This is a genomic window from Legionella quinlivanii, from assembly GCF_003265995.1.
Classification (GTDB): Bacteria; Pseudomonadota; Gammaproteobacteria; order Legionellales; family Legionellaceae; genus Legionella_C; species Legionella_C quinlivanii_A.
In genome coordinates this window covers 273065-289326 of sequence record NZ_MVJN01000002.1, presented here as the reverse complement: position 1 = coordinate 289326, position 16262 = coordinate 273065, and the positions used below count along the sequence as shown (strand labels likewise).

Sequence of the window (16262 nt, the reverse complement as noted above, 5' to 3'; positions counted from 1 at the left end):
TTCCTTAAAACAATTTTGCGCTTTCAATTTGCTGCTGCATATTGGCGTGAGCAGCTCTTACTTTTTCAGAATTGGAGACAGCCGCCACTCCCACACGCCACCATGTTTCGTACCCCTTACTCATTGTTTTGGGTAAAACGGGGAGAACAATTACGGTGCTGCCTGTATTCTGTTTTGCATTTACGAGTGCCGTTTTGAAGTCGTCATAACTATCCGCATAAATGGCTTTTGCTCCCAGCGCTTCGGCATAGCGGCAAAAGTCAATTTTAATGTAATCGCCGTCTAACCGCCTGCTTTGCAAAGAGCGATAGCGGAATTCATTTCCGAAACCCATGCTGCCATTGGCTTCTTGCAGATTGCGTATGCATTGATAGCCATGATTATCAAAAAGAATAATCGTTATTTTCAACTGTTCCTGAATACAGGTGAGTAACTCCGAGTGCAGCATAATATAACTGCCGTCTCCAACCAGTACATAGACTTCGCCTTCCTCTTTTTCCTTAGCCATACGAACGCCAAGGCCCGCTGAAATCTCATAGCCCATGCAGGAATACGCATATTCAAGATGATAGTCCTTGGCTGCCTTGGATTGCCATAAGCGATGCAAATCCCCTGGCAGACTGCCCGCTGCACCTATAATCACATCATTTTTAGTGGTCAACTGATTTAACAAGCCAAGAATAGCTGTTTGAGATAATCCATTCGCTCTTTTCTCAGGAATGGCGATAACTCGGGTTAATTCGTCCTGCCAGGCTTTTCGGTATTGCTGAATATGCTGGCGATAGCTCGGAGAGGTTTCAAAATTCTTTATTGACTGACTTAATTGAAGAAGACCGCTTTTGGCATCGCCTTTTAAAATCATGCTATCCATTTTGACGGCATCAAAGCGGCTGATATTTAAGTTAATCAATTGGCAGGTTTCGTTTTTAAATCCCCATTTAGAAGCGGTAGTGAAATCCTGCAGGCGCGAACCGACCACCAGAATCAAGTCGGCCTGTGCCGCTAACAGATTGGCAGCCTCCGAGCCAGTAACCCCAATACCTCCTAGATTCATTGGATGTGAGGCGGGAAGGGCGCTTTTGCCCGCTTGGGTTTCTGCCACGGGAATATGATGCCGCGAGGCAAACTCAGCCAAGGTATCTGCTGCCAGGGAATAGTGAACACCTCCACCAGCAATAATTAAAGGTTTTTCTGCTTTCAATAGGAGCATGGCTGCTTCATCAATAGCTTCCTGACTGACAGATTCTCTTTCAATTCGCCATACACGTCTGGCAAAAAAGGTTTCCGGGTAATCGTAACTTTCGGATTGCACATCCTGAGGAAGACAAAGGGTCACGGCCCCTGTTTCTGCAGGGTCTGTAAGAACCCGCAGTGCGTTCATGCAGGCGCTTATCAATTGTTCAGGTCTTTGAATCCTGTCCCAGTATTTACTCACCGGTTTGAAGCAATCATTTACAGAAATTGTGTAATCATGAGGCACTTCCAACTGCTGTAAAACCGGATCGGGCTGGCGGCAGCTGAATATATCGCCTGGAAGCAGCAATAGAGGAATTCGATTGGTAGTGGCTGTTGCCGCTGCGGTAATCATGTTGGTCGCGCCAGGTCCAATAGAGGAGGTGCAGGCCAAAATTCCCAGCCGGTTTTTTTGTTTGGCATAGGCTGTGGCTGCATGCGCCATGCCTTGCTCATTATGACCCTGATAGTATGTCAGACCACTGTCATCGTATTCCAGTGCTTCGCCAATCCCGGTCACATTCCCATGGCCGAAAATACCAAAAATGCCCTGTACAAAACGGTATTCTCTGCCATCAAGTTTAATATACTGATTAGCAAGAAAACGAAGTAGAGCCTGGGCGGTCGTTAATTTTATAGTTTGCATTAAACATCTCTCGTTAAATTAATCGCCATACTCTTTGGTTTGCCGAGTCTCTGCGAGTCCAGTCGTGTTCATCAACAAAAGTTGGATGCTCATAAGGTTCACCCGGCAAATGACGTATAAACCACAGGGTGTAAAGCGAATAGCCTGGAGCAGTGCAGTGGGCATGGGTTTTATTGGGGGCTATCTGATAGGTATCGCCATGTGCTATGCGAATTGTCTGCGTTCCATTTTCTGCCAATGCGAATCCCTGCGGTTCTGAAAATCGATAATGGTAAATTTCAGGCTGAGCATGGTAGTGGGAAGGATAACTCGACCAGCGTCCCTGGAAACTGATAATCTCACCCACGACAAGATTTGATTCTGGCCGATTACGCTTGTCAAAAACCGTACGAACTATGCGATAAGCGGTATTCTCCAATTGCTTTTGTCCGCGGTGATCGGTTTCCAGCATATTGCTTTCTGTAAAAACCATCGGTTCAAAAGGAATAGGATTTTCAGTTTCCATAATTAAGAGCTCGCAATCGCTGTGAGCTAGTACGGAAGCTGTGGTGCCGCTTGAACAGTGTAAGACAATCGGGTTTTCAGCAAAATAATCGCAGCGTTGTGCCCTAAGTTGTTTATCTTCAAAGTGAAAATCAACTCGTCCAGTCATTAGCAGTGCGGCAAATTCAAATAAGGGATTGAACTGAAAACTTTCTCCTTTATTTAAACGCAGTGATTTGAAATTCATTTGCATTTCAAAAGGATTATTTTCCATTTCGACAATTGAATTTATGCCATCATTGAATGGATAAGCAGATGTAAGTAGATTAGTTTTTTCGTGTAACTGATTTAAAGCATGACTTTTCCAAACCAGTGGATTATTAGTGAACTCGCGTATAAAGTACTGATGCTCTTCCCAATAAGGCATTGCGGGCGCACAGCCATGTCGCGTCACCAGCAAGGCGCCGCTGGCATTCCCCCACTGCATAGCAGTTTCCCAACTCTCTTCGCGCAGCAAGCCTCTTAACAAGCCGGCCATAAAACCATCACCAGCCCCTAGAACGTTTAGCACTTCAACCGGAAAAGGTTTTGATTCTAGCGTTGAAGCGTTTTTAAAATAAACCTGGCAGCCCAGCTGTCCGCGTTTGACTACAATCGGAGCCTGGCTAAGGGATTGAATACGATGAATTGCCACAGGCAGATTGTCCGCACTTCCCGCCAATAACACTTCTTCCTCGGTGCCAATAATGAGTGAGCAGTCAGCAAGAACCTGTTGGTAAATAGCGGTGACTTCTGTCGCTGGCAGATAGCGGGTTTCGCCATCACCTGCTGTGGTCAGATTCCATAGAACTGGCCGGTAGTCCAGATCCATAATAATAAGTGTACCGGCATTTTTAGCGAGAGCAATTGTATGCTGTGTCGTTGCAAGCATGGTTTTAGTGGATAAACCTGTGCCGGTGAAAAGAAGGGCCTTGGCCCTTTCCAAATCCTCTATTGAAATATGCTCCGCTTTAAGCTGCATGTCGGCGCAGTTATTTCGATAGAACATCAGAGGGAAATGATTCGGTGGACTAATCCCCAAAAGCACCAGCCCTGTCAGGTGGGCATCTGACTCCTGAAGTAAATCAATATTAACGTTTTCGTTAATGAGGGTGTGCTTTAAAAAAGTGCCCATTTCATCCTGGCCCACACAGGAAAACATCTGACAGTTTAATCCCAGTCTCGCTGCCCCAACAGCAATATTCCCTGCACATCCCCCCAGATATTTTTTAAAAGTGCTGGCTTCAGAGAGGGCAAGGCCTATGTCTTCTGCATAGAAATCTACTGCTACTCGGCCCATGCAAATCAAATCGATAGGCCTTGTTTTTACATAATTTAGTTCTGACATTTATCGCTCTCATTTAGAATTACAATTTGACCGGCGCATTCATTTCCAGTGATTGTTTTGCAGCCTGAGCAATTCTTAATGCCTGAAGTCCGTCAAAGGCTGAGACCAGCGCAGGCTTTTCAGAAATCCAGCTTTGATAGAATGCGGTTAATTCAGCTATAAAAGCCTGCTGGTAGCGTTCCAGAAAGAAATACAGGGGATTAGCGGAGTGAATGCCATTCATTGCATAACTAACAACCTGATTAGAAGGTTGATTTCCAGCGAGCAGCATTCCATCTGCACCCAGGACTTCAATCCGCTGATCATAGCCATAGACTGCTTGTCGGCTATTATTGATAATACCCAGTGCGCCATTCGCAAAGCGGAGTTGTATGGTTGCCGTATCAACATCATTCAAGGCTTCAAATTCAGGGTTTATCAGGATAGCGCCAGCTGCATAAACTTCAACCACCTCTGAATTGGCGAGGAAGCGCGCCATATCAAAATCATGAATACTCATGTCCATAAAAATGCCGCCTGAGGTTGCACAATACTCCTTTGAAGGGCAGGCTGGGTCACGTGAGGTAATGCAGATAAGTTGGGTCTGGCCGATTTCACCTGTTTTTATACGGTTTTGCAAGTTTGAAAAACTGGGATCAAAGCGACGATTAAAGCCGACTTGCAGCAGAGTATTATTTTTATTTACTGCTTCAATTGTCTGAAGGATTTCCTGTTCGGATAAGCCTAATGGTTTTTCACAAAAAACAGCTTTTCCAGACTCGCAGGCCGTAAGAATCTGTTGGCTATGCAAATGAGAGGGGGAAGCAATTAATACAGCGTCGATGTCCTGATTATCAAGTATATCTTCAACCGATTTGCTGCAGAGGGGGATATCCAGTGTTTTTGCCCAGTGAGTATCCAGCTGTGGGTCCGCAATGGCGTTCAACTCAAATTGAGGGAGTTGTGATTTTAAATTGGCGGCATGTAATTTTCCAATCCGTCCTGCACCGATGATTCCTATTCGACATTTTTTATTCATTTGAGACTTCCCAGTTTAATGCTAATTTATTTTTTTGCTTGTTAAGATTTTGCCCAAGATCCCTGATTTTGTGACCTTTAAGCAGATTGTCTTCAATTTTTTCGAGAGAAACACCGCTTGTTTCCGGTATAAAATAATAAATAAAGAAAAAAGCGAGTAAACAGAAGCCCCCGTAGAGGGAAAACGTTAATGAGGGTCCGGTATTGGTAAAGAATGCAAGGAAAGAAACCGATACAAGAAAATTCGCCAGCCATTGAATAACAGTGGCGATACTCATGGCAAATCCGCGAGTGGCTTGTGGAAATATTTCAGAAATTAATACCCAGAATAGCGAGCCCACACTGACGCAATAGCCCATTACATAGGTACAGAAAAGCAGGAGAATGATTGCAGGTGATATGCGGTTAAAGCAGAGTGATATGGCGAACAGGCTGAGACTGGCGAGCATCATCCCGTTTAATAACAGAAAACGGCGGCCAAAGCGGTCCACAAAGCAAAGCGTGAATGCTGTGAAAATAAAATTGACTACTCCAATGACAAAGGTGGCGAGAATAGCCGTTTGGATAGATAGAAATCCTGCGCTTTGAAAAATCATCGGACCGTAATACATCAGCGCATTAATTCCTGAGAACTGTTGAAACACGCCAAGAAGCGTTCCAACTGCCAGCACTGAAAGAAAGGGCTTGCTTAATAACAGCGTTTTAGACTGTTTTAGTGGGGAACTATTATTTTTTATTTCGGCGATCTCACTGCTGAGATCGGCACCTTCTGGTCTTATTTTTTTCAATGCGATAACCGCTTTTTCAAGCCCCTGTTTTTTTACCAGCCAGCGTGGGGAATGGGGCACAAACAGCATACCGATAAACAATAAGAGTGCGGGTATTATCCCGGTCCATAAAATCAAACGCCAACTCGAGGCGGCACTATCATGCAATAAATAGCCGATTAAATAGGCAACAGCCTGGCCAAAGGTGAGGGCTAGTCCATTAATCAAAACCAGTGCGCCACGGTTCTTTGGAGGAGATATCTCCGCGATAAATAAAGGGGCGATATAAGAGGCAATTCCTATGCAGACACCTATTATGAATCGACCAAGCAGTAAATAATTAAGTGTATTGGCAAGCGCACAACAGGCGGTTCCCAGGATAAAGCCAATTGCAACTGTTTTTAGCAGCGTTTTACGGCTAATCTGATCTGAAAGATACCCACTTAGTGGAATGCCGGCGACTGAACCGAGCAGACTAAAACTGACAACGAGAGACCATTCCCAGGAATTAAGGGATAGCTGACGGATAATTTGATCCTGAACATCGGCAATCACGCTTGAATCAAAACCAAAAAGGAAACCACCCAAACCTGCGATTATCGCAACCAGTAACATATACGAATTAATATTGCCATCCATTGCCATATCCTGTTTCACTGTTGAGCAGCCTGTGCTTTCTGAAAAGAAAGGCTTAATCCATCGAGGCAAATAGTATCACTGTCTTTTGCAAATGGAAAATCCTATTGCATTTTTTGTGTAATTCAATGACCATACAAAAATCCCGTTTTAAATTAGTTGCCTATGCTTCGTAAATCCAAACGACACTGGTATTGGCTCTTGCTGATTCCCATTCTGGCGGTTCTTCCTTTACCCTGGTACAACAAGCTTGAACCAATACTATTCGGTTTCCCCTTTTTTTACTGGTACCAGTTAGCATGGATTTTTTTCGGCGCGATAATAATTGCAATCGTTTATTGGATGACAGAGGTTGCAAAGAAGTAAATGATAAAGCCACTTAACTCGTAAACTGGTTTAAAGAATTTGGTGCCTCGGGAGCGTCTTCATTGGATGCTTTTTCAATCGACAGGCGAGATTTGATGCTCTGACTAGTCGCTGCTGGATCCTCTGATATTCGAGTCACAGACTTCACTTCATCAATCTGTGTCTTATATTTTTGAGTAGATGAATCAGTCTCGGCTTTTGACGATCTAAAAAAACTGGCTATTTTATCTACTATCATGGAGATAACTGCTCTGAATGACGGTAATCTCCAAATAAAATGCTTAACCTCCTCCTCGTTAGAAGGGTAGGCGGGCATTTCATCCTCTGCTGAATTGAGGTCATTTGCACTGTCCTGTGCCATGCCTGGTTTTTCGGCAACAAGATTTTTTAATATCTGCAGACATTGAGGATTCCCAGCTTCCCGGGCTATTTCCAGCACATTACCGGAATTAATTAATTGAGCGAGATCCAGATCAGGTACATTATCTTTTAGAAAATTTGTAAACATTCGGATGCAATTAGGATTACGTGATTTTGCCGCATGACTAAGAAGTTCAAGCTGGAATTGCATTCCCTGCTTTTCATTTTGTAGTAATTCACTGATAGATGAAGCAATATCCTGATCATTCAGTAACTTACCTAGTGACTCTGCACGTCCCTTCTTCAATGCTACTTTAACCGCGTCATAATAGGCAGAAAGAGGACTGTTTTCAGGATCGTTTAAGCAATGGCGATATTGATTTTGAAGTAGTACATCCAGAGAATCCAGCCGGTTATCCTGAACTGCAACCAATAAAGCGACGTGTGAAGAGGAGCTGCCTTTTTCAAGCCATAATCTTATCATTTCTGTATCATTCACCCTTGCTGCCATAGCCAATTGATTATAGGGTGCTCCATTGCTATTCATTAAAGCGTTATTTGCGGCGTCAGGATATCTGCTGATAAGATTATCGATGATAAAGCTTTCTTTATCAGGGAATTTAAAATCGATTGTCGCCTGTGGATGTGCTACTACGTCAATACTCAATGCCATTTTGTTGGTTTCCATTGCAAATCGCCTGAATAAAAAATTTTCCAGTTGACCTGCTGCTGTGGATTCAGGTTTTGGATGACCATCTTTGAACACCGCTATTTTACGATAGTTAGGATCATAAACCTCGAAGTTACCCTCTTTGTTGACATGAACCGCCACTGCGTGATCAAGAGAGCCTACGTGCCAGGCAGTATCAGGCGCTCTCATCTTATTGAAAATCTGTTTCCATGCTCCCTTTTCTGCAACCAGTCCCAGCTTGTAAACTGATTGCAATTTCTGGGGTTCAGTGATTCTGGTTACATTTCCATCAGGACTTTCTACAGGCTTTTCTACAGGAACCGTTACCAGATGCACGGCATCAACCTGGCTCAGTTGTTTGTCAAATTCATCAGGCAGAAAGCAATAGACGACCTCCTGAATGAAGCGATTGATATCACTATCTGAAATTTCATTATCTGAACTAGTGGACGGAGGAGGGGATTCATCAATCCCCTCCATAATTGCCTGCTGACCTCTCTGATTGATGGCATTCAGCATGGCTGCAAACTCACTGCTTTTTCCCTGCAAAGCATATTTAATGTACACAGCTGCCAGCCCGTTACATATTCCATCATCATTAGCTGTCAGGTTGATGCCTCCTTTTTCAAGAATACGATTGATCATTGGGATCAGGAAATCCTGGGACATTTCCTTATTACTGGTGTAGCCCAGTGGGGCTTGGGGTTCTGAGCCTGGCATAAACTTCTCATTGCAACAACATATATTACAAATGTAGACCATTTATTGACCAATTAGATATAGGCTATCTTAAATAAGCATAAGACTCAGAACTTACTGGTGTTCGCTTGCATTTAATATTTATAATGAGCAGGTTTCAGGGAGTGATTCACAATAATGGAGTAATTCGTGTCTTTTAGCATGTTGCTGATTTTTCTTTTCTTTTTCCTGTTGGTGAGCCTCATTGGTTTTATGGCTGTTCACTGGCGAAAGGCAGACATGGATTCTCTTCATGAATGGGCTCTGGCCGGGCGCAGTTTCGGAACCATTATCTCCTGGTTTTTAGTAGGTGGCGATTTATTCACGGCGTATACCTTTATTGCTGTTCCTGCGTTTATGTATGGGGCTGGCGCTCTTGGATTCTTTGCTATTCCCTACACCTTTATTGTATACCCGCTCGGCTTTCTTATCCTTCCAAAATTATGGGCAGTGTCAAAACAACATGGGTTTATTACGGCAGCCGACTTTGTCAGGGCTCGCTATGACAGTTCACTGCTCTCTTTACTGGTGGCGATAACCGGGGTTATCGCCACGATGCCCTATATCGCTTTGCAATTAGCCGGCATTCAGATCATTATCGCAGCCTTGGGATTTCCCACATCAGGCCTGGCTGGCGAGGCCCCTCTAATCATCGCATTTATTATATTGTCTGTTTATACGTATCGAAGCGGGGTCAGAGCGCCTGCTCTGATTGCAGTGGTGAAAGATATATTAATTTATATCGCTTTAATTGCAGCCATTCTGATTATTCCGGCAAAGTTGGGGGGATTCTCAGCTATTTTTGCAAAAATCCCCACCGATAAACTGCTTTTAAAAGCCCCGGTCGAAGGCAATATGAATCAATACAGTGCTTATCTTACACTGGCATTTGGTTCAGCATTGGCATTACTGTTATATCCGCACAGCATTAATGTGATGCTGAGTGCTAAAAGTGAAAACGCTATCCGAAAAAATATGATACTTCTTGCGCTTTTCTCAGTGTTATTGGGGATATGCGCTTTGCTAGGCTATATGGCCTTGGCGGCTGGTGTTGAAGCAAACCCTCGGTTTACCGCCTATTTCCAACAATATAAAGCGAATTTTGCAGTGCCCGCTTTGTATCTTGTCAGCTTTCCAGACTGGTTTCTTGGCATTGCTTTCGCGGCCTTTGCCATTGGCGGTTTAGTGCCGGCTGCAATTATGTCGATTTCTGCAGCTAATTTATGTACGCGAAACATTTATAAAGAATATACCAGGGCTTCAGTTTCGCTTAAGGATGAGGCGAAAATTGCCAAGATTATCTCCTTGCTGATTAAAGCAGGCGCATTGGCATTTATCCTTTTTTTGCCGCTGGATTATATCATTCAATTGCAGTTATTGGGTGGAATCTGGATTAGCCAGACATTTCCTTCTGTTATCGTGGGCTTGTATACGCGCTGGTTTGATTATCGTGCCTTGATTTTGGGCTGGATTGTGGGAATTATCAGCGGCACCTGGGGGATCCTGTGGTTAAACTTTAAATCCTCCATCTATCCCTTGAAAATAGGGGATTATATTATACCGGGATATTTATCCTGTTACGCATTAATTCTCAATTTTCTAATTGCTGCTTTGGGTACTTTTTTAATCAAAAAAATGCAGTTAAAACCATCTGATGATTTAACGACATTGATGTTAGAATAAATGTAATTCCCCACGTCATCCCGAGCGCAGCGAGGGATCTCCTCGGAGTGGCACGGTCTTTACCATTTCGAGCTCTAATTCATCCTGCCGGAATTTAACTCACTATTCGAGTGTATGAACTGTAAGGAAATCCCTCGCGGTGCTCCGGATGACGTGATTCAAAAATATGCAAAAAAACAACTGTTTAGGCTATACTAATAATATAGAAACTGTATTTTGGAGCACGCTATGGACATTACAATTTTCCTGGCGAAAGTGATCGGCTGGTATTTGGTGATTACCAGTTTATATGTCTTTTTCCGCCGTAAAAATTTACATCCCTTAATCAATGCGATGGTTGCCGATTCACCGTTGATGCTTTTTATGGCCATCATAACGTTAATCTTAGGATTATTGCTGGTCATTAGTCATAACGTTTGGGTAGTGGCCTGGCCTTTGATAATCACAATTACTGGCTGGCTTATACTCTTGAGTGCTTTATTGCGTTTATTCTTCCCTGATCAGGCAATAAGAATGGCTCACTGGTGGTCAGCACATGCCAATGGATTGATGATAATGGCTTTGATCTATTTGTTGATTGGTTTGTTCCTGTTGTACAAGGGTTATTATTATCTGTTTACAAGTTTTTAATCAGAAATTATCAGGACTGCAATTGTTGTAGTCCTGATATAGAATTGTTGTGTTTTACATACAACGTTTATTGGTATATTTAGTGCAGGTGTGAGCGAAATAATATTTTAAATTAGACACGAAAAGATCCCCTTCATGGTCCATTACGAATATCCTTTCAGGCTGCAGCTCCACATAATTTGAAGAGCGAAGAATTCCAGGATAAATAGAGCTGGCATAGGGGCTAATCCATTTGTCGAGAAAAGGTAAAACGACTTCCGGATCGTTGGAATAAAAACGGCTGTAAATATCGGCTATAAGTTCTTTTTTCAAATCATAATTGCTTTTAAAAAAATAATTTCCACGATCCTGGTGATATAAAGTATAAGTGGTTTTGCGCATGTTATTTTTATAACCGGCATTCAGGTTCATGGAGATAACAACGCCCTTCGCACTTTCAATATTAAAAGAGGTTCCTAGCAGATCAGAACCATTATATTCGGCCAGATAGTTATTTAAATAATCGATAGCATTATCTGAAAGCGGATCAAAATAAGTATTGATTAAAAAGCTGGTGGCCAGACGAGTCTGAGGATCATAGCTGCAGGAAATATAAATATTGTAAGTAAACTTATCAGGAGTTATTTTTGATACCATTGCCTTATCAATTGCTTTATTGACCTCATCACAACTTAAATTTTTATCCGCAAGGCTTCCTTTGATTCGAACAATTTGAGTAGGATAATCTATACTGCGCTGGAAACTGGCCAGATCAGCTGTTTTGTCTTCTGTTGTATATTGGCGCAGCACGGTATTTTCAGGAGCGGCGTTTGCAGCAGGTATTACAGGTTTATTTTCAGGAACCTCATCCGCAAATGCTGACAGGGGAGACAGGAGCAGAGCCGCACAAAATAATCTGAACTTCATTACAACCTCCTTGTTGAGAGTTAAATCCTTTTAACATCTATGAAGCATGTGAGGTTTCAGTATACTCCAGCTGACTCATGAATCAATACATTGTAATTTGTGCATAATAATTCAAAAAGTATTAATATTTTAATATTTTGTTAATTTTTGACCTGTAAACTACTCGAAAATGTTCAGTTTTCACTGAAAGTTAAGATTCAATTTCCGAGGTTTAAAATGCGCCAATCTCAGATTCAAGAGTTAATCCTTAATAGTGCTGCCACACAGCAACCAAAAATTAATATCTCCAATAGTAAAGCAAAAGGGATTGCTCATTATTTAACAGAGACTGGTGTAGAGGATAACGACATCGTCAATAAAATCGTTCCTGCGATAATTAATCAGTTAGCCTTGACACCTGCTGCGACGAATAAATTTCCGCATACTAATTTTATTGATCAATTTATCCGTGAAAATAATATAGCTGTTCCGCCTGAGCCACAAAGAACAAGAAAAAACGCAGTAAAAGCACAACGACGAGTCGATAGCTTGAGTCGTCTTATGGCTGTGCATGATACGATTAGCCCCTGTGTTGCAGTCGTATTGCATGAAGGGAAATTTGTAATAGCCTCTAACTTCCCACGTATTACAGCTACTGACGAAGCGGATACCATCAGCAAGTTTACTAAACTGATGGAGCGACGCTTAAATATCGTACAGGATTTCATCAAAAAAATGGAAGCAGATTTTCTGGCTGATTCTAAATTTGAAGTCTCAGATGATATTGATATGTTTCTTACCGATGGTGAATCGCTTGCGGATGAAAAGTTAAATATTGCTTTTAATGCCAAAGGCCTGGCTCTGGCGGCACTGGCAGTCAGGGCTTTAGGTCAGGAAGATGCGGGCGGTTATGCCACGGTAGTGCCGGAGCGCAATAAAAAGTGTGAAAGCCAAAGAGAGCACCTGCAAAAGGCATTATTAAAGCTGGCATCCTCTTATTTTCTGGCAAAATACTATGGTATAACTGATGCAGGGTTATCTGTCGAGCAAGCTAAAGCATTAACATCTGGCAACTACGAATTATTAGTCCGTTCAGACAGCATTGGCAAAGGGAACTGGCATGCAGAACAATTAATAGTTGACTATCTGCGTCAGAACAACTCGATAAAACCAGAGGAACCTGTTCATATCGGTATATCCAAGCTGTGCTGTCAGGCATGTGATAGTGTGTTATCCGAATTTAAAGGTATAGAGTATCGTGGATCGCACGGTGTTAGTTTTCCGGGTGTGCACAATATGTTAACCGGAGAAGTTCATCAGGGACTCAGAACAGGAAAATCAACGCATCTTTGTGCGAGCGATAGTGAGAGTGAAGTCGATTTAAGCAGTTCGAATTCTTCTTTGACCAGCTCAATGGATTTATCCAGTTCCAGTTCACAGATTACAGGGAGCAGTGAATCAGGGAGGGGAAGTCTGAAACGATCCGTTGATTCATTTTACGGCTGTGGTTCAACATTCTTTATGGTGAAGAAAGCACGAGAGGAACATCGTTTAACGGCATCATGCGATGAAATTTCAGTGCCAATAAAAGTCTAAATATAAAACTTAGTGGATAAAAATTGTTATTTGCTGTAAAATTATCAAAGTAACTTGCCGATTAAGGAGCGACTGTGCCGCGCAAAAGTCAGGGTCATTACATTTTTAAGGGAGATAGAGGTGTGTACAATTCAGATCCCCAGCAGCCTGTGTCTCCCGGCTTTAATAAAAAGCAAAGCTCTTATGAAGAGGAGCTCAATGAAGCCTCAAAAAACATTGAGTATAAACTCGATGGAGATTCAAAAAACAATGAATATAAAATTGGCAAAAAAAATACTAAATGTCTTGAGGCTTTTAATTCTGATATGAATGACATGAATACCTTGATTCAAAACTGGGATAATTTTTTTAAGACTAAACTCCCTGAAGACCTTCCCGGGATTGAGAAAGTTCAGGAGTTTCTTGTCAGTCAGATTGAGTTATTCCTGTTACTATTTGCCGATTCATACAAAGTCTTGGCAAATGATAGTCAGAACCCAGCTTATAGCACCTCCGAAAGGCTTGATGCTCAGAAACCGCTGAAAACACTTCATAATCTTGTGAGACCCTGGCTGAATGAATTGCAAGCTACTTTGAATAAAGAAATCAATTTTTTAAAGACGAATGTTGGAAATTTGAAACTTCATGCACTGCTCATCTTTTGCTTGTGTTTTATGGATAAATGCGCAAAGCTCATCCAGGATGACCTTAGTGAAAACAAACTTCCTCATACCTATTTAGTAGATTTGGAGCTGCACCTGATTGAGGTAGCTAAAGAAACTTACAAGCTGGGTAAGGACAAGCGTATCAGATATAATACTGCCATTCTTGAATCATCTAACTCGCATGGGATAGCTAATCCCGATATTGCTGATAATCTTATTGGTAAACTATTGGACAATATTGCTAAAGTACCTGGTACTGGCTTTAATTTAAAAAATGATTTGTAGCCTGTCTCTTGCTATTGTAAACTTCAGGGATTGAAGTAGGAATGAAAGGATTCAATTCAAGATGCTGGTCAAACACAAACCCTGCAATCTCTTTTTATTCGGCACCCAAGGTGACCTGGCTCGCCGAAAACTCTTACCTGCTCTTTATCAATTGGAAAGTTCAGGAATGCTGCATGCGGATACGCTTATCCACGGTGTAGCCCGCGAAGACTTTAATCTCGAATCCTATAGTAATTTCGTTTCCTCCAATCTTAAAAAGTTTCTCAATACTCCTTTTAATAATGCAGTATGGGATCGCCTGGCTTCGCGTCTTCGTTATTCTCAACTGGATTTGTTACAGACTGATGAGTATCGCAAATTAATACAACAAACAGCAGATCATCTGATTCCAATTGGCTATTTTGCAACACCACCTTCATTATTCGGCCATATTGCAGAGGGTATGGCTAAAAATGGTCTGGCTGATTTTCCTGCCCGCATTGTACTTGAGAAACCCATTGGAAAGGATTTGGCTTCAGCGATTGTCATCAATAATCAGGTCTCCTGTTATTTTGCAGAAAACCAGATTTACCGAATTGATCATTATCTCGGAAAAGAAACCGTTTTGAATTTGCTGGCTTTGCGTTTTGCTAACTCATTATTTGTAAATAACTGGGATCATCAGTCAATTGACCATGTGCAGATTACTATTGCCGAAGAGGTGGGGGTTGAAGGGCGGTGGAGTTATTATGATGATGCAGGCCAGATGCGCGATATGCTGCAAAATCATTTGTTACAGGTTTTATCCCTCATCGCTATGGAGCCTCCAACCAGTCTCGATGCGGACAGTATTCGGGATGAAAAACTAAGAGTGCTAAAAGCACTGCGTCCAATCAATCATGCCAATGTTCAAGCCTCGACTGTTCGCGGGCAGTATACTAGTGGATTTGTGAATGGAAAAGCCGTTCCTGCGTATCTCGAAGAAGAGGGAGCCCGTTCTGAAAGCAGGACTGAAACTTTTGTCGCGATGAAGGTCAATATAGACAACTGGCGCTGGGCAGGTGTTCCATTTTATCTGCGAACTGGCAAACGAATGCCGAAAAAGCACAGTGAAGTGGCTGTTTATTTCAAAGCTCCCCAGCACAACATTTTTCAGAAAACCTACAAACAGCTTGCTCCCAACAAGTTAATTATTCGCCTGCAGCCTGATGAAGGGGTCGAAATTCAAATCATGAACAAGATTCCTGGACTTGGGGAAACAATGCAGCTTCAGGAAAGCAAACTGGATTTAAGTTTTGACAAAACCTTTAACAAACAGCGCATCGCTGATGCCTATGAGCGTCTCTTATTAGAGGTAATGCTGGGTAACCAGTATTTGTTCGTACGCCGAGATGAAGTTGAGCAAGCCTGGGATTGGATTGACGGAATTCTAAAGGCCTGGCAAGAGAGCTCGGAAGCACCTCGTCCGTATCAGGCAGGAACCTGGGGGCCGGCGATGGCAACCAGTTTATTAGCACGGGATGCGCATAGCTGGGATGAGTAAATGGATATACATCGTTTTGATAACTGTGAAATGCTTCACGAGGAATTTGCCAATCGATTGATACAAATTCTTGACGAGGCTATTACTGCAAGAGGTGAAGCCTACCTGGCTGTTTCTGGTGGTAAAACTCCGGCTGCATTATTTGAAGTGATGGCTGGCAAAGATTTAAACTGGGATGCGGTTTCGGTAATTCTGGTGGATGAGCGCTGGAATACCGCACAGGACAGCGATAGTAATGAATGGATGGTGAGGAACTGTCTTTTAAAAAACAAAGCCGCTGCTGCCGCCTTCATCAATTTTTCTACTCAAAATTCAACTATTGAAGAGGCTGTTGGCGAAGCTGAAGCCAAACTTGCCAGGATTCCTCTGTTTGACGCGGTGATATTGGGAATGGGAGAGGATGGCCATACCGCCTCTTTATTTCCTGGCAGCAGAGAGCTGGAATATGGCTTATCGAATTTCGCAAAGGACGTGATTGCACTAACAACAACTCAAGCCCCGTTTCAACGAATCACACTAACCAAACCCCGTCTGCTTAGAACCCGAAAGTTGTTTTTGCAGCTAGTCGGTGAGAACAAGATGCGTGTCTTTCAGGAGGCATTAGCAGACAATGACGCACTGACCATGCCTATTCGTGCTTTTATTAATCAGCCTGCGACCCGATTGCAGGTTATGTTTGCTCCCTCTTGAGGT

At 42.6% G+C, this 16262-nt stretch carries 13 protein-coding genes; 7 read left to right on the top strand and 6 right to left on the bottom strand.

Features of this window, described 5'->3' with window-relative positions:
- Positions 1–4 precede the first annotated feature (4 nt).
- Genes iolD through B1207_RS03245 form a run of 4 tightly spaced genes read right to left on the bottom strand, consistent with a single transcriptional unit; the run spans position 5 to position 6172 of the window.
- Entirely contained in the window at positions 5–1879 is a 1875-nt protein-coding gene (gene iolD / locus B1207_RS03260; protein ID WP_112218570.1) for a 3D-(3,5/4)-trihydroxycyclohexane-1,2-dione acylhydrolase (decyclizing), read from the bottom strand.
- Positions 1880–1892: 13 nt separating this feature from the next.
- The gene (gene iolC, locus B1207_RS03255) at positions 1893–3749 is read right to left on the bottom strand and encodes a 5-dehydro-2-deoxygluconokinase (protein WP_112218569.1); all 1857 of its coding nucleotides are present in this window, start codon (positions 3747–3749) and stop codon (positions 1893–1895) included.
- Positions 3750–3768: 19 nt separating this feature from the next.
- Positions 3769–4767, bottom strand: coding sequence for an inositol 2-dehydrogenase (gene iolG / locus B1207_RS03250; RefSeq protein ID WP_112218568.1), 999 nt, complete (start codon positions 4765–4767; stop codon positions 3769–3771).
- The gene (locus B1207_RS03245; RefSeq protein WP_112218567.1) at positions 4760–6172 is read right to left on the bottom strand and encodes a sugar porter family MFS transporter; all 1413 of its coding nucleotides are present in this window, start codon (positions 6170–6172) and stop codon (positions 4760–4762) included. The genes iolG and B1207_RS03245 overlap by 8 nt, the downstream gene beginning before the upstream one ends.
- 162 nt (positions 6173–6334) lie before the next feature.
- Here B1207_RS03245 and B1207_RS03240 point away from each other — a divergent pair, with 162 nt between their 5' ends.
- Complete coding sequence (locus tag B1207_RS03240; protein ID WP_112218566.1) at positions 6335–6535, top strand: DUF3311 domain-containing protein; 201 nt, start codon at positions 6335–6337, stop codon at positions 6533–6535.
- A 13-nt stretch (positions 6536–6548) separates the two neighbouring features.
- Here B1207_RS03240 and B1207_RS03235 read toward each other — a convergent pair whose 3' ends face one another.
- Positions 6549–8306 (bottom strand): hypothetical protein, encoded by a 1758-nt coding sequence (locus B1207_RS03235; protein ID WP_112218565.1) that lies wholly within the window; start codon positions 8304–8306, stop codon positions 6549–6551.
- A 168-nt stretch (positions 8307–8474) separates the two neighbouring features.
- Between B1207_RS03235 and mctP the strand changes: the two genes are divergently transcribed.
- Positions 8475–10007, top strand: coding sequence for a monocarboxylate uptake permease MctP (gene mctP, locus B1207_RS03230; protein WP_216362450.1), 1533 nt, complete (start codon positions 8475–8477; stop codon positions 10005–10007).
- Between the two features lie 228 nt (positions 10008–10235).
- Positions 10236–10637, top strand: a complete 402-nt coding sequence (locus tag B1207_RS03225; protein WP_112218563.1) for a hypothetical protein — start codon at positions 10236–10238, stop codon at positions 10635–10637.
- Positions 10638–10691: 54 nt separating this feature from the next.
- Here B1207_RS03225 and B1207_RS03220 read toward each other — a convergent pair whose 3' ends face one another.
- The gene (locus tag B1207_RS03220; RefSeq protein ID WP_112218562.1) at positions 10692–11543 is read right to left on the bottom strand and encodes an Lpg0189 family type II secretion system effector; all 852 of its coding nucleotides are present in this window, start codon (positions 11541–11543) and stop codon (positions 10692–10694) included.
- 216 nt (positions 11544–11759) lie between these two features.
- Between B1207_RS03220 and B1207_RS03215 the strand changes: the two genes are divergently transcribed.
- From B1207_RS03215 to pgl, 4 genes are all read left to right on the top strand, one after another.
- Positions 11760–13118 carry a nucleic acid/nucleotide deaminase domain-containing protein gene (locus B1207_RS03215; RefSeq protein WP_112218561.1) on the top strand — a complete coding sequence of 453 codons (1359 nt, stop codon included), beginning with the start codon at positions 11760–11762 and terminating at the stop codon, positions 13116–13118.
- A gap of 74 nt (positions 13119–13192) precedes the next feature.
- On the top strand, positions 13193–14047 hold the full coding sequence (locus B1207_RS03210) for a hypothetical protein (protein WP_112218560.1): 855 nt from the start codon (positions 13193–13195) through the stop codon (positions 14045–14047).
- Positions 14048–14108: 61 nt separating this feature from the next.
- Positions 14109–15569: a glucose-6-phosphate dehydrogenase gene (zwf, locus tag B1207_RS03205; protein ID WP_112218559.1), complete on the top strand. Its 1461-nt coding sequence runs from the start codon at positions 14109–14111 to the stop codon at positions 15567–15569.
- Positions 15570–16259 (top strand): 6-phosphogluconolactonase, encoded by a 690-nt coding sequence (gene pgl / locus B1207_RS03200; protein ID WP_112218558.1) that lies wholly within the window; start codon positions 15570–15572, stop codon positions 16257–16259. It abuts the gene before it with no gap.
- Positions 16260–16262: the final 3 nt, after the last annotated feature.